22 protein-coding genes are annotated in these 21575 nt (G+C 37.9%); 9 read left to right on the top strand and 13 right to left on the bottom strand.

All coding sequences use genetic code 11. The features are described 5' to 3' along the window. The 4 genes from ACSV4D_RS15525 to ACSV4D_RS15510 form a co-directional block, all read left to right on the top strand. Positions 1–378 (top strand): SRPBCC domain-containing protein (locus tag ACSV4D_RS15525; RefSeq protein ID WP_439228987.1); only part of this gene is annotated, 378 nt, incomplete at its 5' end. A gap of 224 nt (positions 379–602) precedes the next feature. Beyond that, positions 603–1487 carry an SRPBCC domain-containing protein gene (locus ACSV4D_RS15520; RefSeq protein WP_439228986.1) on the top strand — a complete coding sequence of 295 codons (885 nt, stop codon included), beginning with the start codon at positions 603–605 and terminating at the stop codon, positions 1485–1487. A gap of 67 nt (positions 1488–1554) precedes the next feature. Then, positions 1555–2016: an SRPBCC family protein gene (locus tag ACSV4D_RS15515; protein WP_439228985.1), complete on the top strand. Its 462-nt coding sequence runs from the start codon at positions 1555–1557 to the stop codon at positions 2014–2016. An 85-nt stretch (positions 2017–2101) separates the two neighbouring features. Continuing rightward, positions 2102–2272 carry a dihydrofolate reductase family protein gene (locus ACSV4D_RS15510; protein ID WP_439228984.1) on the top strand — a complete coding sequence of 57 codons (171 nt, stop codon included), beginning with the start codon at positions 2102–2104 and terminating at the stop codon, positions 2270–2272. Between the two features lie 95 nt (positions 2273–2367). Here the strand turns inward: ACSV4D_RS15510 and ACSV4D_RS15505 are convergent, their stop codons facing one another. The 13 genes from ACSV4D_RS15505 to ACSV4D_RS15445 all read right to left on the bottom strand — a co-directional run bounded on the left by ACSV4D_RS15505 (position 2368) and on the right by ACSV4D_RS15445 (position 12239). Beyond that, positions 2368–2649 (bottom strand): molybdenum ABC transporter permease, encoded by a 282-nt coding sequence (locus ACSV4D_RS15505; protein WP_439228982.1) that lies wholly within the window; start codon positions 2647–2649, stop codon positions 2368–2370. Between the two features lie 107 nt (positions 2650–2756). Further along, positions 2757–3206 carry a DUF3872 domain-containing protein gene (locus tag ACSV4D_RS15500; protein ID WP_439228981.1) on the bottom strand — a complete coding sequence of 150 codons (450 nt, stop codon included), beginning with the start codon at positions 3204–3206 and terminating at the stop codon, positions 2757–2759. Between the two features lie 12 nt (positions 3207–3218). Further along, positions 3219–3779 (bottom strand): conjugal transfer protein TraO, encoded by a 561-nt coding sequence (locus ACSV4D_RS15495; protein ID WP_439228980.1) that lies wholly within the window; start codon positions 3777–3779, stop codon positions 3219–3221. 20 nt (positions 3780–3799) lie between these two features. Next, positions 3800–4693, bottom strand: a complete 894-nt coding sequence (gene traN, locus ACSV4D_RS15490) for a conjugative transposon protein TraN (protein ID WP_439228979.1) — start codon at positions 4691–4693, stop codon at positions 3800–3802. Between the two features lie 24 nt (positions 4694–4717). After that, a complete protein-coding gene (gene traM / locus ACSV4D_RS15485) occupies positions 4718–6061 on the bottom strand; it encodes a conjugative transposon protein TraM (RefSeq protein WP_439228978.1) in 1344 nt (447 codons plus the stop codon). Further along, on the bottom strand, positions 6048–6332 hold the full coding sequence (locus ACSV4D_RS15480) for a nitrogen regulatory IIA protein (protein ID WP_439228977.1): 285 nt from the start codon (positions 6330–6332) through the stop codon (positions 6048–6050). The genes traM and ACSV4D_RS15480 overlap by 14 nt, the downstream gene beginning before the upstream one ends. Before the next feature lie 17 nt (positions 6333–6349). Beyond that, the gene (locus tag ACSV4D_RS15475) at positions 6350–6778 is read right to left on the bottom strand and encodes a hypothetical protein (protein WP_439228976.1); all 429 of its coding nucleotides are present in this window, start codon (positions 6776–6778) and stop codon (positions 6350–6352) included. Between the two features lie 10 nt (positions 6779–6788). After that, the gene (gene traK, locus ACSV4D_RS15470) at positions 6789–7412 is read right to left on the bottom strand and encodes a conjugative transposon protein TraK (RefSeq protein ID WP_439228975.1); all 624 of its coding nucleotides are present in this window, start codon (positions 7410–7412) and stop codon (positions 6789–6791) included. Between the two features lie 19 nt (positions 7413–7431). Next, complete coding sequence (gene traJ, locus ACSV4D_RS15465; protein WP_439228974.1) at positions 7432–8427, bottom strand: conjugative transposon protein TraJ; 996 nt, start codon at positions 8425–8427, stop codon at positions 7432–7434. A gap of 3 nt (positions 8428–8430) precedes the next feature. After that, on the bottom strand, positions 8431–9063 hold the full coding sequence (locus ACSV4D_RS15460; RefSeq protein ID WP_439228973.1) for a DUF4141 domain-containing protein: 633 nt from the start codon (positions 9061–9063) through the stop codon (positions 8431–8433). Positions 9064–9091: 28 nt separating this feature from the next. Further along, positions 9092–11596 (bottom strand): TraG family conjugative transposon ATPase, encoded by a 2505-nt coding sequence (locus ACSV4D_RS15455; RefSeq protein WP_439228972.1) that lies wholly within the window; start codon positions 11594–11596, stop codon positions 9092–9094. Then, on the bottom strand, positions 11593–11922 hold the full coding sequence (locus ACSV4D_RS15450) for a DUF4133 domain-containing protein (RefSeq protein WP_084019010.1): 330 nt from the start codon (positions 11920–11922) through the stop codon (positions 11593–11595). The genes ACSV4D_RS15455 and ACSV4D_RS15450 overlap by 4 nt, the downstream gene beginning before the upstream one ends. 11 nt (positions 11923–11933) lie before the next feature. Next, complete coding sequence (locus ACSV4D_RS15445; protein WP_002979435.1) at positions 11934–12239, bottom strand: DUF4134 domain-containing protein; 306 nt, start codon at positions 12237–12239, stop codon at positions 11934–11936. Positions 12240–12449: 210 nt separating this feature from the next. Between ACSV4D_RS15445 and ACSV4D_RS15440 the strand changes: the two genes are divergently transcribed. From ACSV4D_RS15440 to ACSV4D_RS15420, 5 genes are read left to right on the top strand one after another with little or no spacing between them, the layout of a single operon-like run. Then, on the top strand, positions 12450–12779 hold the full coding sequence (locus ACSV4D_RS15440) for a helix-turn-helix domain-containing protein (RefSeq protein WP_439228971.1): 330 nt from the start codon (positions 12450–12452) through the stop codon (positions 12777–12779). A gap of 5 nt (positions 12780–12784) precedes the next feature. Then, positions 12785–15862 (top strand): Eco57I restriction-modification methylase domain-containing protein, encoded by a 3078-nt coding sequence (locus tag ACSV4D_RS15435; protein ID WP_439228970.1) that lies wholly within the window; start codon positions 12785–12787, stop codon positions 15860–15862. 1 nt (position 15863) lies between these two features. Continuing rightward, on the top strand, positions 15864–17516 hold the full coding sequence (locus tag ACSV4D_RS15430) for an N-6 DNA methylase (RefSeq protein WP_439228969.1): 1653 nt from the start codon (positions 15864–15866) through the stop codon (positions 17514–17516). Positions 17517–17540: 24 nt separating this feature from the next. Continuing rightward, positions 17541–19643: an ATP-dependent nuclease gene (locus ACSV4D_RS15425; RefSeq protein WP_439228968.1), complete on the top strand. Its 2103-nt coding sequence runs from the start codon at positions 17541–17543 to the stop codon at positions 19641–19643. Continuing rightward, entirely contained in the window at positions 19619–21556 is a 1938-nt protein-coding gene (locus tag ACSV4D_RS15420; RefSeq protein WP_439228967.1) for a UvrD-helicase domain-containing protein, read from the top strand. Before ACSV4D_RS15425 ends, ACSV4D_RS15420 begins: the two co-directional genes overlap by 25 nt. Positions 21557–21575: the final 19 nt, after the last annotated feature.

The raw sequence follows: 21575 nt of genomic DNA, 5'->3' as shown, positions 1-21575 counted from the left end.
GTAGGATTTCAATTTGGAATAAGAAAAACCTTTTCTGTTTCGAGTGAGAAGGTTTGGGACTTTTTATTTTCCGAGAATGGACTAAGGATTTGGTTAGGGAATTTGAAAAATGAACTTGAAATTAAAAAAGAGTTCGAAACTGAAAATGGCATAACAGGCCTTGTCCGTGTTTTAAAAACAAATTCACATATTCGCTTGAATTGGAAACTTACCCATTGGGAAAACGTGTCAACCGTTCAAATTCGAGTTATTGGAAATCAGACAAAGGCAACCATAGCCATCCATCAAGAAAATCTTTTAAATGATGTGCAGAGAACCGAAGTGAAAGCACATTGGAACGAGATAATAAAGAAAATTGGCACTGAACTATTGAGATAGTGTACTTTACAAATTATTTATGGCCCAATTCTGAATTACTTTGATGACCGGCTGATAAGAATTTGAAAAAAGTAAAAGCTGTACGTTCAAAAAGATAAAACGAATAAAGCCAAAACTGAAAACACTTGTAATTGCTCTAACTTCCATTGATTGAAGTAAAAACAAAATAGTTCTGGTATTTAGTAAGTAAACTTACTATATTTGCACTTACAAAAAAAGGTGTTATGTATAGTTATAATGATTTTCAATTTAGGGATGATGTAGATAGTCCAGATTACTTCATGTGGCACGTTTTTTCAGATTGGCAGAATAAGAAAAATAAAATAATCAATAATTTTGACATTACGTCTCCACAAATGACGGTATTGACTGCTATTTACTGGTTAATTCAACATAAGCAAGAACCTATTCAAATAGCCATTGCTGATGCCGCCAAAATGGACAAAATGACCACCTCTACTGTTTTAAGAACATTGGAAAAAAAAGGACTGGTGAGCCGTGCGGAACAAGAAAAGGACACCCGAGCAAAAGTAGTTAGTTTAACACAAGTAGGTTTAGAAACTACGGTTAAATCTCTTAAGCAAGTGAACGATTTTAACGTTAATTACTTTTCGGCTTTGGGTGATTCCAAGGTAACTTTTATTCATTTATTACAACAAATTTTAAAAATTAATAATATGCAAACAGATTTCAAATCAACTTATCAAACCGAAATTGCTGCACCCATAGAAAAAGTTTGGGATGCTCTCATTAATCCAAAAATCGTAAAGCAATATTTCTTTGGCTCCAGTCAAGAAACAGACTGGGAAGTAGGTAGTCCAATTCTTTGGACAGGAGAATATGAAGGCACAGCATACACAGACAAAGGAATTGTTTTAGAATTTTTTCCCAATAAAAAACTATCTTACAGCTACTTAAGTAGTTGGAGTGGTTTGGAGGACAAACCCGAAAACTATCTCCTGGTTACTTATGAAGTAAAACCCATAGATGCCAGAACGGAATTAACTATTACACAATCTAATTATGATGAAGAAAAGGCAAAGCATTCTTCTGAAAATTGGGCTGTTGTGGTAGATGGTCTCAAGAATATCGTTGAAAAAACAAAGTAGTTGTTGTATTACACCAAATATAAAGAACAAGTTTAAGCACAATCTCGAAAATAATACTTTGATTAAAATGGAAAATAATATACCAAAAGTGGAAACTCAAATGTTGATAAGAAAACCCGTTTCAATAGTTTTTCAAGCCTTCATTGACCCTTCTATTACGACCAAGTTTTGGTTTACAAAATCTAGCGGAAAGCTTGAAGTAGGCAAAAACATAACTTGGGAATGGGAAATGTATGGAGTGTCCGATACTATTATGGTTAAAGAAATAGTTTTTGACAAGAAAATCTCCATTGAATGGGACAGCCCTACAACAACTGTAGATTTTGAATTTACTTCTCTTTCTAAGGATCAGACCTATGTAGTTATTAAAAATTATGGATTTAGCCAAAAAGGTGATGACCTGATTGATATTATTAAAAACAATACAGGAGGTTTTACAACCGTATTGGACGGACTCAAAGCCTGGTTGGAGTTTGGGATTGAACTGAATTTGGTAAAAGACAAATTTCCAAAAGAAATTAAAAATTAATTGAAAATAACTTTTACTGGAGAATCCTTTATTCATAATCGCATGGAAAAGACATCTTTGTAGTGCTGAAGTCGTTAACTAACTATTGAAACATAACTTAATAGACGAGTTTATAATTTCGATTATCCCAGTTATATTAGGTGATGGAACAAAACTTTTTAAAGACGGAAGACCCGAGCAAGCACTTGAATTTATAGAAGCTAAAACATTCGATACGGGATTGGCACAACTGCATTATAAGCGGCAAATTAAATAAAAAACCGTAAACAAATACTTTTATTAACCGTATAATAAAAAAATCGGATAACTTTTGGATTATCCGATTTGCTTTAAAAATGTACGTTGTAAAAATTATCTGAGTTGGGCAGGTTGTTCAGTTATTACTTCTGACTGCTGTTTTTCCTTTTTCTCACGAGAATAAACCCATAATGACAATAACCCGAAGATAATCAGTGCATAAGCAACCCATTTACCAACTTTCTCAACAAGTTTGATGAAAACTGAACTTTCATAAGAGGAGAAGCCTTCTGCTCCAATAGGACTACGCCTATAAAACTTCCGCTGGTTAATCCAATAGCGAAGTCCCAAGCCCGCAATCAAAAATATGATGCCTATTACCAATGATGCAACCATAACAAAATCACTTAAAAATCCATCATCTAAATTTACAAAAATTTAGCTTCGATCACTCCAAAAAAAGAAATCCTGCTTTTGCGGCAGGACTTCTTTTTGCTACTATACTAATCACTACTATTAAACTGAAAACTTATTTGCTTTTCATTCCCGAAGCTATCCGAAATCCAAACATCAAATGATTGTGATACGGAAGACGTTGAAGTGTAGTACAGACGAAACTGCTCTGTTGGTAATTGGTACTGGTCATTGGGCAGGTACGGCGGTTCATCATAGTACCGCAATGTGCCTTGCCCGTCGAACTGAAAGTAACGGAGGAAATACTGCGTATTGCTGTAATTGCCTGAACGCTGTATGGTAATGCGTATCTCTACTGTCTGCCCGTTAGATACATCTTTTGGAACAGGCATCACGTTTACACCAAAAGGAAAATCGTTCTGTATTTCGAGTTCATCACCTTTACTGCATGATACCAACGTAACCGAAGCTGTGAGGATTGTCAGGAATACATATAATGGCAGTAATCCCGTTCTGAATTTATTGAATATTGCTATCATCGCTTTTAGGTTTTAAAAGTTAAACCTTAATCCCAAACCTGCCGACGGTCGGAACTGCTGTATGTCTGTACCCCAAAGGACTTTTGTACGCCCTTGCAGGACAAGTACAAAACGGTCAGACAGATACGTTTCAAAAGTGAGGCGACCACCTGCACCATAAATGAAATTATCCTCGCTCAGTATCTTCGCTCCGTCATACAACATTGCTTCGCCCCGGTTGATGGTTTCGTAACCGACCACACCGGTTATAGCAAAATTCAGCGTGATGTTTTTTCGGGCATCACCCAACAAGAAGACACTGTAACCACCCTCTGCGGAATAGGTTTCCTGCGATATGTGGAGGTCTTTGTAGTCATGGTATTGGTGCGTGTATTCCAACGCCCAAAGCTGGTAATTGCCGTTTTTTCCGTTTACGGTCATTGCTGCACTGATGTAATAATCGTTGCCGATTTTATCATCGGATAGTATGCCGGTGCTTATTTCCAATCCTTTCTGCTTTGGCAGCATTCGTTGTGCTTGTGCAACCGTAATACCTATTAAAACAAGCATCACGGTATAGATATACTTTTTCATATAATTACTTTAAAAGGTTATTAAAATTTCAGGTGCATATCGTTAATCAAACTGGCTTTGATTAAGTCAGAATTTTCCACCTGCAATGTTTGATGCCTACCACCGTTCTTCTCGAAAATCTCAATCAACAGCACGTTGTCATCAGCAATGGTAAACTGTTCTAAGAGGAACACGTTTTGCTCGGTGGTCTTACCGCCAATCTCGTCCAAAGGCTTGTAAGTACGTAACGGTATCATCGAGCGTTCCTGGACTACGGTGCGTTTGGCTACTTTTTTATCCACTACTTTGAAATTGATAAAATCAATCTGAAACGGCACATTGGTACGGTTTCTCAATTCCGTATGGAAATAGTATTTGCCGTTGTGGATGTAAATGCCTTTGAGCATAAACTGAATGCCGAAACTCTTAGCTCCAATATGCTTTACAATACGCTTGCCTTTCTTGTAAATGGTTTCCAAAATCAACCCTGCCAGTGATGGAGATTTATTACCCAATTCTTCGAAAAGCACATCGTTTCCGTTGGCTTTATCTACCGCTTTTTGCATGGTGAGCAGGTCGTAGCTCATTGCTTCCGGGTAGGAACTGTAATACACGTTAAAGCTGTAAAAACGTCCGTCATTCGTAATGACTGAAAAATTGGTTTCTGGTTCAAAATCCCTTACCGTTGCTTTTACACGCAACACGTTTTCTGCATCTTCTGCTTTTCCTGCAATCAGATATTCGCTGCCTAAATCCACGTAACGGATAGCGGTTGGAAAAATCAGGTGTGAAGTCTTATCATAGGTAACTTCCATTCTATACGGTTGTATCTTGCCCAATGCAAGCGGTGTTCTGATGCTGTTCTGTGCATAAGATTGTACGGCAAAGCCGAGTATCAGGGCAATAGCCCAAAAGGTTTTTAAATTATTTTTCATTGTTTTATTTATTTGAATTCAACATTATTGTTTAGATACAAGGAAGACCTGATGTTCTGCTTTCAGCATAACTTTTGGGGTTCTTACCTTTTTGGCGAAGTAGCCCGAAATTCCCTGTACCACGCCACGACTAAGATCTGCTGCAACCTGCTGGCCGGCATTCTGTGTTAGCATTACGCTCGTTCCACCAGTTTGGCTCATATTGCCCGCCATTTCAGTAAGGGCATTCATTTCGGGCGAATACGGAACGTACAAGCCTTGCTGCCCATCCAAATCGTAAATGATAATATCTACCGGTATGATGTTGCCCTCCAGTTCTACGGAGGTAACTTTTAATTGCAGCCTGCCATTCTGAAATTTGGCATTAGCTGTTACAATCGTTCCTTTAGGGATGGTACGTTGTGGCGTTTGGGCAGGCTCTAAAAGTCGCAAGCGAACTCCCGTTTCGCCTACTACCGTTTGGGCTTCGTGTACACAGGCTTTGATACTGTTTTTAAGTTGTATTGCCTGTTCGGTAGCACCTGCGGTATAAAACCCACGGTTTTTTGTTTGGCTCCAATCGGCTGCAAAAGCACTGTCCGATGGCTCACGGTACAAGGCTGTTACAATATTCTTTCTTGTGGGCGTGAACGATACGAAATGTTCTTTTTGGCTAGCACCCAAAGCAACATTTGGAGTTGCAATATTGGCAGGAGCAGCGTTTCCGGTATTGGCATTTTGCGGAAGATACTTTGCTGCCATTTCATAGGATTTCTCCATTAGTTTAAGTTGGTCATCAACGGTGGCCACAGGTGGCACATCTTTCTCAGCCAGCTTTTCTTTCATTTCGTCCAGTTGCCTGCGGAGTTCCATTGTTTCAGAATTATTATTCTGATAGAATGAACCCAATGTGCTTTGCATATTTCTGTAGCTGTTCAATCCATGATTACCGTTTCTTCCTGAATTTCTGCTACCACCTCCAAAGTTGTTGCTTTCTTCATCTTCAGGAAACTGCTCGTCGGTAGGTTCTTCTTTATCTTCAGCATTCCAGTAGTCGGAAAGCGTTACAAGTGCATTGCGTTTTTCCTGCTCTTTGCGTTCGAGCATTTCCTGCTCATAGGCCTTGCTTTTATTGGCAGGCAATCCTACTCCGGTAGCCTCTGGTACAGCATCGTTTAGCCCAATACTTTCGACCGTCTTTTTATCTTTGGACGGTTTAAATATCAGGTACATACAGCCGAGAAATACCACACCCATTAAAAGGAATATGAGTGGCTTTTTGAGCTTGTCGGCTTTTTTCTGTGTGCCGTCTTGCAGCACATCAGCGGTGTCTTTCGGGCTTCTCTCGGTTACCCGAACAACCGTTTTTTTGTTCTCATTTTCTTTCATAAATCTGATTTTTTAAAATTGTTGATACACTGTCCTGCAACTTTGCAGGATTTCCATTTTTAAGGACAGGGTTCTCAATATGTTTAATGACCATATTGTTACCGGACTTTGAGGTGTCGTACATCACTTTGCCAATGACCACTACGGTGAGCAGTAGGTAAACCACAAAGAAGTACAGCGTATATTGGCGCTGTTTGCGCAAAGGCAACGCCCGCCAACGTTCATCGAGCTGGTCAAAGTACCTGTCCATATTTGCTTTTAATTTTTTCATAGCCTTACTATTTGTTGTTACAGCTTGAAACGCTTAGGACTTTTACCCGCCTGTTGCTTTGGCTCATCGTTGACCAGTGCGACCCCTTCCGTTAATTTGGGGGCTGACATTATGGACAGGTTAGCCAGTTCCGATTTTTTGAGCAGTTGCCCGAAGCCGTCTTTCTTGGCTACCTCCATACGGCTCAATGAAAATTTGCCATTCAGGTATTTTACCCACATACTGCATTCTACACGGGGCTTGTCATCGCCTGACCATTGCAGATAGCCCGTCAGCAACAAGTCTTGCTTAGGCAAATTGTCTGTACCCTTTTGGCAGCTTTCGAGGTATTCGGTAATGCTGTCTTTCAGCTTTCCGGCATACGCACCCTGCGTATGGAAATAGCCGTTATATCCTTTGTCTGTAAGGATTTTTGCGAACGTGTTTAAATCTGATAATGCTTCCATAACATTGTTTTTAGCGTTCGATGACTTCGATATCCCTGTTTTCCACGACTGCAAATTTTTCGATATTGAAGCCTTGCGGGTTGTTGTCAGAGCGAACAGAGTTGACGAGATAGCAGGAAGTAATCAGATTACGCATGGTTACATTGCTTGACCGGATAATGAACTGTTTGGCATAGGTGCGCACTGCATACGGGTAGTTGTCGAAGTTACACACAACACTATCCACCTCTATGCGTTGCTGCACGTTCCCCGAAATGATGCGGCTGTAATAGCCCTTTTCTGATAAGTCCTTGTAGTAATCAAAGGCACTTTTATCGGCAAGGTTGAACGCCCTGCTCATATTGCTTTCGATAGCATTCTTATCAGGTGCAAGCGTAAAAAAAAGCTCGTGAAAACGTCTGACGTGTTCCCTTGCTTCAACCGGGCGGTTGATGCTCGCATCCTGCGATAAGGCAAGCATCAGTGATTTGCCGTTATCCAATACATAAATTTTTTGGCGTTGTTCTTCTGCAAAGCGGTAGGACTGCCATACGGCATATCCTACCACGCTGGCGCAGAGAACTGCAAACACAATGGCATATAACCTTATCTGCCTAAAGCTGTTTTCGATATTTCTTAGCGTTTTAAATTCCATTTTTAGAATGATTAATTGTTTATTTATTCATCAGTTTACCGCCGATGTTTCCAACTGTAGAACCTGCACCTGCTCCGGCGATGTTGCCTGTTTTCATTGCAGCTTGGTTTACGTTGCGGGTAAAGTTTCCAGCACCTCCGGCTTGGATCACCCAGCCTGTTACTGTTGGTATTGTGAAGTACCCGATAATGCCGATTATCATAAAAATGATGTACACAGTATTGCTCGTATCAGGTATGTAGGTAGGGTCGGCAAGCATAGCTATATCCCTTTCCAAAATGAGGGATTGTATTCTTGCCAGCATCGAGCTGAACAGATCTGAAACAGGAAGCCACAGGTAAACACTGACATACCTAGTAATCCATTGCGTAAGCGTGGACTGAAATCCGTCCCATACGGAAATGGCAAAGGCTATTGGTCCTAGTATGGAAAGGACTATTAGGAAGAACGTCCGTATGGTATCAATGACCAATGCTGCCGCCTGAAAGAGTATTTCCAGTAGATTGCGAAACCAATCCTTTATGGCTTTCTCTATCTTGTAAGCCTGCCTGTCCATATACATACCCGCCATTGTGCCAACGTCGGAGGGCGACCATCCCAATTCGTCCAGCTTCTTATCAAACTCTTCGTCTGATACCATATAGGCTGTTTCGGGATTTCTGACCATTGCTTCATATTCCAATTGGTCTTTCTGTTGTTGGAGCTGGTTAAGATCAAGCACCTGGTCTTCGAGTATTTGGTGGGTTCCCGTAACTACCGGGCTCAATACTGCATTGATGGTTCCCAATACGATGGTTGGAAAGAACATTATGCAAAGGCCTAAAGCGAACGGACGCAGAAAAGGGAACACATCAATAGGTTCGGCACGGCTTAAAGCCTGCCAAACCTTTAATGCCACATAGAACAACGCTCCCAATCCCGCCAATCCTTTAGCTACTGCAGCCATGTCGCCTGCAAGCGGCATCATATCATCATAAAGCGACCGCAGGAGTTCGTGAAGATTATCCCATTCCATAGTTTACCAGTATTTTTGATTAGCAGTTCCGTAGAGGTCAAGCACTCTTTTGGCATCGTTTTTCTTTTTCGCTCTCAGGTAGCTTACAGAAATGTTCTTGTTAGTATAGTAGCGCACCAGGCTGTGGTACTCCTTTACCTCTTTGTACACACGGTCAATCACATCCATACGCTCCTTGTCATTGAGCGAAAGGCTTGAAGAGGTAATAATTTGCTTCAGTTCTTTCAGCAGTTCGGTACTTTCATTGAGCAGTGCCGAATAACCGTTGCCGATAGCGACCAATTCCTGTGGGGTAAAATTTGGGTCGTTCATCATCTTGCCAAAATTCTGCACGTACATTTCGGAAACATCGCCTACCAACAATACTGTTTGCTGCACCTTACGGGCATCTTTCACAAGGTTGTTGATAGCTTTCAGCTTGTCGTAGTATTCCTTGCCCTGGTCGTACACTTTCTTCACTTCGTTGAAGTTCTTTATCACGTTGCTTACGGTGGAAGAAGTCTGCACGATTTCGTTTGCAGAGTTGATAATGCCCGAAGCCAAATTAGCCGGGTCGGTTACAACCCACTGGGCTTTTGCTGACGGTGCTACGGCGAGCATCAGTGCCGTACACACCAGATACAATACTTTTTTCATTGTTTCTGAATTTTTAAATTGTTAATGACTATTGATTTGAATTGTCCCGCCTTTGCATTGCGATATGCTTAATGGCGAGTTCCACATTGCCGTCCAGTTGGGAAGCAAGCTGCATTACTTCCATTTTTTCGGTTTCTTCTGTCGTGTAGGCGAGGTATTCCTCCAAACTAACTTCGGTGGCATAGACTGCCGAGTGCGTACCACCTAAGCCAATCCAAACCTCTTTGTAAAGTCGGCTTGCATCGTTGTTCATATTGATGGAAAGTACCTGCCCTTTCTCTTTGTCAGTAAGCCCCAACATCGCCTGTATGTCATCAAACTTGTTCATATACTTGCGTTGGTCAAGCAGGATTTTGCAGTCGGAGTTGTTGATGATACTTTCCTTGACAATGGGCGACTGGATAATATCATCGACCTCTTGCGTTACGACAATCGCTTCTCCGAAAAATTTGCGGACGGTCTTAAACAAATACTTGATGTATTCCGCCATTCCCTCTTTGGCAATCGCTTTCCAAGCCTCCTCAATTAAGATGAGCTTGCGAATACCTTTCAATCGGCGCATCTTGTTGATGAACACCTCCATAATGATGATGGTCACAATGGGAAAGAGAATTTTGTGGTCTTTAATCGCATCAATTTCAAACACGATAAAGCGTTTGGAAAGCAGGTCTAACTGCTTGTTGGAGTTCAGCAGGTAATCATATTCGCCACCTTTGTAATAGGGTTCGAGTACGTTTAGGAAGTTGGCAATGTCAAAGTCTTTTTCCCTGACCTGCTTTTCTTCCAGTACCTTGCGGTAATCGCCTTTTACATACTCATAGAAACCGTTGAATGACGGGTAAACATCTTGCTGTTTGATACGCTCGATATAACCGCTTACCGCATTGGAAAGGGCAACTTCTTCAGAACGGGTTGGCGGCTCATCGTCACGTTTCCATAAGGTCTGTATCAAGGTTTTGATACTTTCCCGCTTTTCAATGTCGAACACGCCATCATCGGTATAGAAAGGGTTAAAGGCAATCGGGTTATCTTCGGTATAAGTGAAGTAAACACCGTCTTCGCCTTTGGTCTTTCCTTTGATGAGTTCGCATAAGCCCTGATAAGAGTTACCCGTATCTACGAGCAGTACGTGTGCGCCCTGTTCATAATACTGCCGTACCATATGGTTTGTGAAGAACGACTTACCCGAACCCGACGGACCAAGTATGAACTTGTTCCGGTTCGTGATGATACCACGCTTCATAGGCAGGTCGGAAATATCCAAATGGATAGGTTTTCCTGTAAGCCTGTCAGCCATCTTGATACCGAACGGCGAGGGCGAATTGTGGTAGTTGGTTTCTTCCGTGAAGAAGCACAATGCAGGCTCAATAAAAGTGTAAAAACTTTCCTCACTGGGGAAGTCGCCCGCATTGCCCGGCATTCCTGCCCAATACAATGTGGCTACGTCCGTCGTGTTGTGCCGAGGCTTACACTCCATCAGTGCCAATGCACTGCCGCAATCGTTCTTTAACTGCTTCAGTTCCGCAGGGTCTTCCGACCACGCCATAATGTTGAAGTGCGCACGGATTGAAGAAAGCCCGAAGCTGTGGGCTTCGTTCAGGTACTTTTCTATCCACTCTTTGTTGATTTGGTTGGCACGGCTGTGCCTTGCCAGTGAGTGCATATTCCTTGCAGACTTCTCAAACTTTTGCAGGTTGTCTTCGCTGTTATCCAAGAAAATGTACTGATTGTAAATGTGGTTGCAGCTTAACAGCAAGCCCACAGGTGCGGCGAATGACAGGCGGCAATCGCTACGGTCGGTAGATAGCTTTTCAAAAGGGGTATCTGCCGATACCGTTCCGGGCAGGTCATCCGTATCGGAAAGTGTGTGTAGGCTTAACCTTTTGTTGCCGATGCGCACCTCTTCGTTTCCGAGTGCGATGTCCTGCATTGGTGTTCCTGCTCCCCTCGATAACGTGAGGTACTGTTCCAGTAATCCCTGTGTATCTTCCGTGCCGATGATTTCATCTTCGGTCAGTCGTTTCAGGTTTACAAAGCCGCTATCGTTCACGATACGCTCAAACTGCGCCACCGCTTCCATAAAGCGGTGTATCGTTTCTTTGTTCCTGATTTCCTTTGGTATCAGCGTACCTTTGCAAAGCGAACTGAAGTTGCTTTGCATCCGCATTCTTTCCTTTGTGGTCTTCGTAAGGAACAGGTAACAATAATGGTTCAGGAACGGTCGCTCGTTGAAATGACGTTGATAAGACTTCGATAAAAAACTCTGGTCTTCTATTGCCAAATCGGGTGCATAGCTTTCCTTGATGTACCAATCCTGTTTGTGAATGACCGTAAAATCAGGGAGGGTTTTAATTGCCTTGTGCCAGGCGGAGTGTATGGCTTCATATTCCGCAGAAGCAACCGTAAACAGTTCCGGCAAGCGCACTTCAAAACAGGCGGTAATGTCCGCATCTTTGGATAAGATGCAGTTGTTCTCTACTGCCAACAAAGGAAATTTGTTTTCCAGTGTGGTGGTCTTTGCTACATTTCTCATACGGCATTCTGTTTAGGTGTGAATTTTAAATAGCGGTGTACAGGCTTGCGGCAGATGATGTAGCGGGGATGCCTTTTATTGGCGGCAATTTTCATTAGCCCGTGTTCGCCGTACTTCCTGTTCAGCGAAAAGGTCTGCCATATAATGAGCGAAGCACCGCCTGCTCCGAGGAACAGGCAGATGTAAGAGTTTACGCCTGCCATATACAGTATCATCACGAGGATAAGCGTACCGAGCAGCCCACCTGCGAAAATGAACAGGTATTGTGCTTTCAGCCCTTTAAATTCCACCGTCCTGCCGATGCCTTTGTTGATATTGTAATTCATAAGACAACGGATTAAAGGAAGAATGAACGCAGGATAGTAGCGGCAACAATCAAGAAGATACACGCACCAAACCACGAAGCTGCGGTCTTGCTCGTGTCAGGGTCGCCGGAACTGAATTTGTTGTACACCTTAACGCCCCCGATTAACCCGACGACAGCACCGATGGCGTAGATTAATTGCGTTGCGGGGTCGAAATAACTTGTTACCATTTGGGTAGCCTCGTTGATACCTGCCGAGCCGTTTCCCTGTGCGAACGCACCAATTCCTGACAGCATTGCCACGGCTGCCAGCAAAACTTTTTTTCTCTGTTTTTCCATAATTGAAACACATTAATTTGTTACTGTTTATCCCGCACCTTGCGAGCTTTCGGGACAAATGTCTTATGGAAAAAGAGGCGTTATAGCAAAGTGGCAGTCAGCGGAATTGTTTGGCTGTGAGTGGCTTTATTGGTTTAATTTGAATTATTCATAATAAACTTTTTCCGCAATTTGGATTACTATGAAATATTTGCATAAATTTGACACATTATGTCAACGGAAGTTATGTCAACAGAAACAATAGGAGAAAAATTAAGACACATCCGAGAAGAAAGGGAACTACCTCTACGGAAAGTTGCAGCCTTACTGGATATTGATGTTGCCATTTTAAGTAAAATGGAACGTGGGGAACGAAAAATAACAAAGGAGATAATACTTAAGCTTGCCGAAATATATCACTGTAACGCAGATGAACTTATGGTTTCATTCCTAAGCGACAAAATTCTATATGAAATTCAAGATGAAGATCTGGGAGAAAAAGCTTTAAAATTGGCGGAAGAAAGAGTTAAATACTTAAAAGCAACAAAAAACAAAAGTTAGTAAGAATGGCATATGTAGTTACTCGAAATAAGCAAGAGAGTTTAGAACAATTGAAAGTATTAATATTGGCTTTCAGTAAAGAATATGCTGTTTACAAAACAGAGAAGTATAAAGAGGCTCAACTTCGTATAGATTTTCTTAATCCACTCTTAAAAACTTTTGGATGGGATGTCGATAATGAGAAAGGAAAATCTCAGTTTCTTCGTGATATTATTCAAGAAGAGAGTATTGATGTTGACGATGAAGATGTAATCACAAAGAAAAATCCTGATTATACCCTTAGGGTTCAAGGAATAAGAAAGGTGTTTCTTGAGGCAAAGAAAGCCTCAATAGATTTAATTAAAGATAATAAATCCGCTTTTCAAACTCGAAGATATGGTTGGAATGCTAACTTAGGTATTTCTATTCTAACAAATTTTGAAACACTTATAGTATATGACTGTCGCTATAAACCAAGTGTCAAGGATGCCGTAAGTATTGCAAGATATAAGGTATTTCAGTTCTTGGAATTTGAAAAATTCTTTGATGAACTCTATGACCTTTTATCTTTTGAGTCAATTGCAAATGGATATATTGATGAATATTTCTCACTTACTGAAAAAGAAACAACAACTTTTGATGATGAATTTTTAAGACAAATTGAGCATTGGCGAGAAAGTCTCGCAAAAGATGTTGTTGCTAATAACCCCGAAATCAATAATGAGGAGATCAACTTTTTAATACAACGATTACTTAATCGAATTGTTTTTCTCCGAATTTGTGAAGATAGAGAAATAGAGAAGTTTGAGACTTTAAAAAAAATCAAGAGTTATGATGAATTAAAGACCTTATTTATTGTTTCTGATAAGAAATATAATTCGGGGCTTTTCGATTTTATTGAAGATGTTTTTTCTCTAAAAATAAATCTCAATTCAGAAATTCTCATTCAAATTTTCAACGAGCTTTATTATCCTCAAAGTCCTTATGACTTTTCTATAGTAGATCCTGCAATTCTTAGTCAGATATATGAAAGATATTTAGGCAGTAAAATCTTTATAGGTGAAGAAAACCAAGTTTTTATAATTGAAGAACCAGAAGTTGCAGCTTCTAACGGAGTAGTACCCACACCCAAGTTGGTAGTAAAAACTATTATTGAAGAAACATTGTCTTCATTAGTTAATGATAAATCTTTAGACGAGATCCAGTTGTTGAAAATAGCAGATATCTGTTGTGGCTCTGGAACATTTTTGATTTCAGTTTATGACTATTTGATTGAAAGAAATATTGTGGGCTTAGTCTCTCAAGGCGTACACAATGATGAAATCATTTATCAATCTTTTGATGGTACATACCACCTCACTCTACAGGCGAAACACCAAATTATAACGTCTAATATTTTTGGTGTTGATATAAATCCGTATGCTATTGAAGTAACTAAATTTAGTTTACTACTTAAGCTACTAGAAAATGAAAATGCTGGTTCTATTGATAATTTTTTAGTCAAATACAAACAAAAGGTTTTACCGAATTTGGAAGATAACATCAAATGCGGTAATTCATTAGTTGATGACACTTATTTTGAATTTAATCCTGAGGCAATAGAGAATGACGAGCTTCTTTTTAAACTAAAACCTTTCAATTGGTTAGAAGAGTTTCCTTTTTTAACTGAAACTAATGGTTTTGATGCTCTAGTAGGAAATCCTCCTTATGTCAGAATTCAAAATATAGTCAAATATTCAATAGAAGAAATTGATTATTTCCAGAGCGATATCTCCGGATATACAGTAGCTACTTCCGAAGCTTTTGATAAATACTATTTGTTTATTCAGCGAGCAATTAGCCTCATAAATGATAATGGAGTATTGGGTTATATTGTTCCTCATAAATTCTTTATTGTAAAAGGTGGAAAATCTCTAAGAAGCTTTATTACTACAAGTGCTTCATTATTTAAGATTCTTCATTTCGGAGTAACACAAGTATTTCCGAATAGAAGTACTTATACGGCCATCTTAATATTAGATAAAAAGGAAAGAGAAGAATTTTATTTTAAACGAATCAGAAGAATAACATCGGATTTATCTGTTGATGCTATACATTACGACAATTATCTGAGTAATAAATATCAGTCATTACCTTGGGTATTTGTTTCAAAACCAACAGAATCGGTATTTGAAAAAATTGGAAGTGGTAATGTAATTGCTCTTCATTCTATTGCTGAAATTGCTGTTGGGTTACAGACCAGTGCTGATAAAACATATATATTTCAACCTATAGCTGAAACAGAAAGTACCTATATTTTTGAATCTAAAGGAATACAGTACGAAGTAGAAAAGGATATTTGTAAACCTTGTCTCTACGATTTATCGTTTGGTTTGTTTGACACGGTTGAACACAATGCAAAAATGATATTTCCATATACAATTTTAGGCGGAAAAGCTGAAGTTTTTACAGAAGAATATTTTGAACAAAACTATCCCCTTACCTGGGCTTACTTAAATATATTTAAAACAACGCTTTCTAAAAGAAGTATTAACGGAAGCAAGGAACCCAAATGGTATCAGTTTGGACGATCACAAAGTTTAACCCGATTTCATAATACACCAAAACTAATTTGGTCTGTACTTTCTACTAAACCTGGATATGTATATGATCAGGAAAATCTTCAATTTACTGGAGGTGGTAATGGACCTTATTATTCGTTATTTACAAATTCTGAATATTCCCTGTTTTATATTTTAGGGATTTTGGCACATCCTGTTATTGAAGCAATGGTAAAGTCTGGAGCAAGCGAATTCAGAGGGGCTTATTATTCTCACGGAAAACAATTTATTGAAAACCTTCCCATAAGGAAAATTGATTTTGAAAATCCGGATGAAAAACGGCAACACGATAACATTGTAAAAACGGTAAAACAATTAATACACACAAAGGCAGCAATTAATCAAGAAACTATATATACCAAGCGGAATATATTAATACGCAAGATGGGTATTTTATCTAACAACTTGATACAACAAATAAATACTTTATATAACATTTCAGATGAAGATATAAACCTGGTAATGAGTGATGAAATGTTAAACAATATTATAAGCGAAGATTAAAATGAGTACAGAAGTTACTGAAAATATTGATTCTAAAAAATTAAGAGGTGGATACTATACTCCACAGCCTATTGCAGATTTTATTTGCAAATGGGCAATAACTAATCCTACGCAGAAAGTGTTAGAGCCAAGTTGTGGTGACGGTAATTTTATAGAGTCGGCAATTAAAAGATTTAAAGAGCTTGGCGTTCAAGATAATCAGCTATATGGTTTAATCCAAGGAGTAGAACTATTAGAAGTTGAGGCGGAAAAATCTAAAGCAAGAGCTGCAAAGTACGGACTGAATTCAGATACAATTACGAATGACGACTTCTTTAATTTTATTTTAGAGAAAAACGGAAATGCTAGATATGATGTAGTCATTGGAAATCCTCCCTTTATTCGTTATCAAAACTTCCCAGAAGAACATCGCGTTCTTGCTATCAAGATGATGCAAGAAATGGAACTTCGCCCTAACAAATTAACTAACATATGGGTGCCTTTTCTAGTTATTGCTGCAAGTAAATTACGAGCAAACGGTAAATTAGGAATGGTTATTCCAGCGGAATTATTTCAGGTAAAATATGCCGCTGAAACTAGAGTATTCCTTTCAAATTTCTTTTCTCGCGTTACGATAGTAACTTTTAAAAAGCTTGTATTTAGTGATATTCAGCAAGAGGTTGTATTACTGCTTTGTGAAAAAAATGTGGAAGAAAATAAGGGCGTAAGAGTTATTGAGGTAAATGATTTAAAAGAACTTAAAGCTCTTAATCTTGATCAGATACAAAACATAGAAGTTAAATCGCTGGATCATTCTACTGAAAAATGGACAAAGTATTTTCTGGATGAGAATGAAATACAATTATTACGTCGTATTAAAGCTGATGAGAGGATAAATCCGTCTTTTGATGTGATGGATGTCGATGTGGGCATAGTAACGGGAAGAAATGAGTTTTTTATGATGAATGAGGAAACTGTTTCTCAATGGAAATTACAAACATATACTACAAGAGTTGTTGGAAAGTCTGCTCACTTGAAAGGCATTGTTTATGATGAAACCGATTTTGAAGCTAATGTTGCGGCAGGCTATCCTGTTCATCTGTTTTTACCAGAAGCTAAAGAGTATTCAAAGCAGCCCAAAGCTGTTAAAGAATATATTTCTTATGGAGAAGAAAAGGAATATCATACAGGATATAAATGTAAGATTAGAAAGCTTTGGTATATCACACCATCGTTATGGTCTCCAGATGCATTTGCACTACGCCAGGTCGGGGAATATCCGAAATTGATTGTAAATAATACAGGTGCATCATCTACCGACACGATCCACAGAGTACGTTTCAAAAATGGTGCAAATGCTGAGATAGTTGCCTTATCTTATCTAAACTCACTGACATTTGCTTTTTCTGAAATTATGGGAAGAAGTTATGGCGGAGGCGTTTTGACTTTTGAACCATCTGAAATAGAAGAACTTCCCTTACCTATTTTAAGGGAAGATCATACGATCAATTTTGAAGAAATTGATGCTTTAATGCGTAATAGAAATATTGAAGAAGTGCTGGATATTATTGATAATGAACTATTGATTAATCAACTAAAATTTAACAGAGCAGATGTGGACACTTTAAGAGGTATCTGGAAAAAATTATCCAACAGAAGAAACAACCGAAAATGATATAATCAATTATACTAATTCACCGTGAAAATATTCAATATTGAAGTTCAGAACTTTAGATTATTAAGGGATTTCTCAATAGATATAGAGAAAGATCTTTCGTTGGTTATAGGGAAAAATAATACAGGAAAAACTTCTATACTATCAGTACTAGACAAGTTTATTAATGAAAAAAGCAAATTCTCTTTTGAAGATTTAAATATAGGATTTAAAAAAGAGCTAAAAGCATTGTTTGAAGCAGATCCTTTTCCTGAAGAATTTGAACCTATTGGCATAAAAATGAAATTGTTCATACAATATGAGGAAACCGACAATCTTTCAAATGTGAGTAGGATATTAATGGATTTAGATCCAGATAATAACATAATAGTATTAGGATTTGAATATACACTAAGTTATACTGATTTTATAAATTTAAAATCAGATGTCGAAGCATTCGTAGCAAATGAGTCCGTTAAAAAAGTAAACGCTAAAAAGAACGGTTTAGATTATGAAGTAAGAGGCTTAAAAGAGTTCTTACAAAAGGATATTGGGAATTATTTTAAAATTCAAAAAAAATCATTTGAATACAATATCACCACCAAGACGGTCAATGAGAAAGTCTTTATTAATCTGGATAAAGAACTAATAGGTATCAAAGATATCTTAAGCTTTAAATATATAAGTGCAAGGCGTGATGTAACGAATAAAGAAGTCGATAAAACCCTGTCCCGACAAACTTCAAACCTCTATAAGAAAAAAGAAGATAGTAGTGAGAAAAATCAAGCTACTGAAGATTTTAAAGATCAGCTCGCAGGAACAGATAAAGTACTTACAGAGATTTATGGAAGCTTGTTTAATGGCGTTATCGAGAAGGTGAAAAATTTTGGAGGCATCAGAATAAATGAATCTGAAATCTCAATCATTTCAACTTTACAGCATCGGGAGTTATTGGAGGGTAATACAACCGTTGTTTATACACACGATGAACATAAGTTGCCTGAACATTATAACGGATTAGGTTATATGAACCTGATAAGTATGATTTTTGAAATAGAAATTCTGGTTCAGGAATTTAAGCGGGAAAAGGACAAAAAGCCTGCAGATATCAATCTGCTTTTTATCGAAGAGCCCGAAGCTCATACACATCCACAGATGCAATACGTTTTCATAAAAAACATAAAAAAGTTGCTTGGTGAAGGTATAAAGAGAGAAGATGGAGAAAATCGAACATTACAATATATTATTACGACACATTCCTCACACATAGTTGCTGACAGCGATTTCGATGATATTAAATATCTAAAGATTCGGGGAAAGAATAATGTAGAGGCAAAAAACCTCAAGGATTTAAAAGAAGATTACAATATTAATACAGATCAGTATGATTTTTTAAAACAATACCTAACTATTAGCAGAGCTGAAGTATTCTTTGCAGATAAAGCAATTCTAATTGAAGGAGATACCGAAAGAATTCTCATTCCCACTTTTATGAGAAAGGTCGATATTGAAGAAGAGGCTCGTTTAAAGGTTGAAGGTATTAAAGATAAATTTCTATCATTATTATCTCAAAACATATCTATTATTGAGGTTGGAGCATATTCGAAAATATTCGAAAAATTCATCAATTTTTTAGGTATAAAAAGCCTTATTATAACGGACATAGATTCTAAAGGTGATATAGGTAATAAAAATAAGAAGGGCGAAGCAGTAATAGAGGCTTGTGCAGTTAATGTAGGAATTGGAACAAGTAATGTTGCACTCACTCATTTTTTCTCAAAAGCGTCTTGGGATGAACTAAAAGTCTTAACTATAGAGCAAAGAACAATTTCATTGGGTGATGCGGATGTTTGTATTTGCTACCAACAAGAAGAGCTTACTTATCACGCCAGAAGTTTTGAGGATGCTTTTATTCATTTGAATAGAAACTTCATTAAAACATATAAAGCTACATTTCACGGATTGAAAAATATTGATGAATTTGATGATGATACCACCAGTCCGTATGAACTAGCAGCTTCTTGCATAAAAAAGAAAACCCATTTCGCTCTTGACATTCTCTATCACAGCGATGAGAAATTCAGTAATTGGCAAATTCCGGAATATATCAAAAAAGGACTATTATGGTTGAAGGCAGACAAAATTTAGAACCGGAAGTACAGGAAATATTCAAAGGTATTGATGAAGGTCGAAACTTTCTTCTAAGTGGCGGTGCTGGTAGTGGAAAAACGTATTCCTTAGTCAGTGTCATCCGACAGGCAATCGCAGAAAATCCTACTGCAAAGATTGCTTGTATGACTTATACAAATGCAGCAGTAAAGGAAATCGAAGAAAGAGTAAATCATAAGAATTTAAATGTTTCGACTATACACGATTTTTTATGGGATAACATCAAGCACTTTCAGAAAGAACTTAAAGGAGCTTTAGTTTCCTTAGCGAATGATGAAAACATAACGGATATCAATATTGAAGAAGTCAATCCTGTTCCGGAAGATTATTTCAATGGTTTAGAAAAAGGAATACAGTATAAAGAATTTCTTAGAATTCGAGAAGGCATTATCTCTCACGATGAAATACTTATTGTGGCCAATTATGTTTTTGAGAAGTATCCCAAACTAAGTGATATTGTCAAGGATAAGTATAAATTCATTTTTATTGATGAATATCAAGATACCAGTAAATATGTGGTAGATATTTTCTTATCCCATTTTACTAAAAGTAAGAAGAAAAACATCATAGGATTCTTTGGAGATGCAATGCAATCCATATACGATGACGGCATTGGTAACCTGGATGATTACAAGGGTAAAGAAGATGACTTAGTTAAGGAAATTAAAAAGGAACAGAATAGAAGAAACCCACAAAAAATAATAGATTTAGCTAATCAACTCCGCACAGATGGTATTGAACAAATTCCTTCCAAAGATGATAACGCACCTAATATGGTTGGTGGTGTTGTAAAAGGCGGAAGCGTTCTGTTTTTGTATTCCAGTAATGGAGATATTGAAAGAGTAAAGCAATATCTTAATGATAATTCAGCTTGGGATTTTACCAATTCGAAAGAGACTAAAGAACTGAATTTGACTCATAACTTAATAGCAGGAAAAGCAGGTTTTAGAGCCTTAATGGATGTCTATGATGCTGATCAAATTCTAAAATTACGGGATAGAATTAAAAAGTATATAAAAGATCAAGGAATAACCACTGATTTTTCAGACAATACATTTGGTGAAGTTATTGGTCTTCTACAACAGGGAAAAACTGGGCGAGAACTAAATACTGTTAGACCTACAAATACTATGCAAGCTTTTATTGATAGTAATGTTGAATTATTTAATTATGCTCAATCAATAAATTATGCTGAATTTTCAAAAATGTATGTCAACAAAGATCAAATGCTTGATGACAAAAAGCAAGACGAAGATGATGAGAACAAGAAAGGTTCAAAGCGAGATAACTTAATCAAGCACATGTTTAAAATTCAGACAAACATTTCATTATATCAAAATGGGAAATTCAATGAGTTTTTAAGAGCTACAGATTATCGTTATAGAATTTTAAGTATAGCCGATAAAAGAACATTAAAGGAAAATATCGAAGAGTTGAGCAATAGTGTTGGAGATAAAACTATTGAAGATGTTATCAATGATGCCAATGATAAAGGAATTTGTATTAGTAATAACGATAGTCTCAATTCATTCAAAATAAAAAATGAGTATTTATATAATCGGGTGAAAGATGTAAGATTCAGTGAGTTTCAAAATTTGTATAAATATTTAGAAGGACAAACCCCGTTTTCTACCCAACATAAAACAAAAGGGTCTGAATTCGATAATGTACTGGTAATTCTTGATAATGGACGATGGAATGATTACAACTTTGAATACTTGTTTTTAAATAGCGGTACCCAAAGTGTTTTGGAAAGGACTCAGAAAATTTTTTATGTATGCTGTACAAGAGCAAAAGAGAATTTAGCTGTCTTTTACCATAATCCGAGTGCTCAAGTTATAGCGAAAGCAAAAGAGTGGTTTGGTGACAATAATGTAATCGATATTGGTTAAGCTTATTTATAAAAGTAGA

Origin of the sequence: Flavobacterium sp. ARAG 55.4, from assembly GCF_051846875.1 — a bacterium.
Classification (GTDB): domain Bacteria; phylum Bacteroidota; class Bacteroidia; order Flavobacteriales; family Flavobacteriaceae; genus Flavobacterium; species Flavobacterium plantiphilum.
This window is presented reverse-complemented; position numbering and strand designations above follow the sequence as displayed.

What these genes read in the sequence shown, in the direction of transcription:
- ACSV4D_RS15520 (WP_439228986.1), top strand. Translation starts at nt 603, where the DNA reads ATGTATAGTTATAATGATTTTCAATTTAGGGATGATGTAGATAGTCCA.
- ACSV4D_RS15515 (WP_439228985.1), top strand. Translation starts at nt 1,555, where the DNA reads ATGGAAAATAATATACCAAAAGTGGAAACTCAAATGTTGATAAGAAAA.
- ACSV4D_RS15505 (WP_439228982.1), bottom strand. Translation starts at nt 2,649, where the DNA reads ATGGTTGCATCATTGGTAATAGGCATCATATTTTTGATTGCGGGCTTG.
- ACSV4D_RS15500 (WP_439228981.1), bottom strand. Translation starts at nt 3,206, where the DNA reads ATGATAGCAATATTCAATAAATTCAGAACGGGATTACTGCCATTATAT.
- ACSV4D_RS15495 (WP_439228980.1), bottom strand. Translation starts at nt 3,779, where the DNA reads ATGAAAAAGTATATCTATACCGTGATGCTTGTTTTAATAGGTATTACG.
- traN (WP_439228979.1), bottom strand. Translation starts at nt 4,693, where the DNA reads ATGAAAAATAATTTAAAAACCTTTTGGGCTATTGCCCTGATACTCGGC.
- traM (WP_439228978.1), bottom strand. Translation starts at nt 6,061, where the DNA reads ATGAAAGAAAATGAGAACAAAAAAACGGTTGTTCGGGTAACCGAGAGA.
- ACSV4D_RS15480 (WP_439228977.1), bottom strand. Translation starts at nt 6,332, where the DNA reads ATGAAAAAATTAAAAGCAAATATGGACAGGTACTTTGACCAGCTCGAT.
- ACSV4D_RS15475 (WP_439228976.1), bottom strand. Translation starts at nt 6,778, where the DNA reads ATGGAAGCATTATCAGATTTAAACACGTTCGCAAAAATCCTTACAGAC.
- traK (WP_439228975.1), bottom strand. Translation starts at nt 7,412, where the DNA reads ATGGAATTTAAAACGCTAAGAAATATCGAAAACAGCTTTAGGCAGATA.
- traJ (WP_439228974.1), bottom strand. Translation starts at nt 8,427, where the DNA reads ATGGAATGGGATAATCTTCACGAACTCCTGCGGTCGCTTTATGATGAT.
- ACSV4D_RS15460 (WP_439228973.1), bottom strand. Translation starts at nt 9,063, where the DNA reads ATGAAAAAAGTATTGTATCTGGTGTGTACGGCACTGATGCTCGCCGTA.
- ACSV4D_RS15455 (WP_439228972.1), bottom strand. Translation starts at nt 11,596, where the DNA reads ATGAGAAATGTAGCAAAGACCACCACACTGGAAAACAAATTTCCTTTG.
- ACSV4D_RS15450 (WP_084019010.1), bottom strand. Translation starts at nt 11,922, where the DNA reads ATGAATTACAATATCAACAAAGGCATCGGCAGGACGGTGGAATTTAAA.
- ACSV4D_RS15445 (WP_002979435.1), bottom strand. Translation starts at nt 12,239, where the DNA reads ATGGAAAAACAGAGAAAAAAAGTTTTGCTGGCAGCCGTGGCAATGCTG.
- ACSV4D_RS15440 (WP_439228971.1), top strand. Translation starts at nt 12,450, where the DNA reads ATGTCAACGGAAGTTATGTCAACAGAAACAATAGGAGAAAAATTAAGA.
- ACSV4D_RS15435 (WP_439228970.1), top strand. Translation starts at nt 12,785, where the DNA reads ATGGCATATGTAGTTACTCGAAATAAGCAAGAGAGTTTAGAACAATTG.
- ACSV4D_RS15430 (WP_439228969.1), top strand. Translation starts at nt 15,864, where the DNA reads ATGAGTACAGAAGTTACTGAAAATATTGATTCTAAAAAATTAAGAGGT.
- ACSV4D_RS15420 (WP_439228967.1), top strand. Translation starts at nt 19,619, where the DNA reads ATGGTTGAAGGCAGACAAAATTTAGAACCGGAAGTACAGGAAATATTC.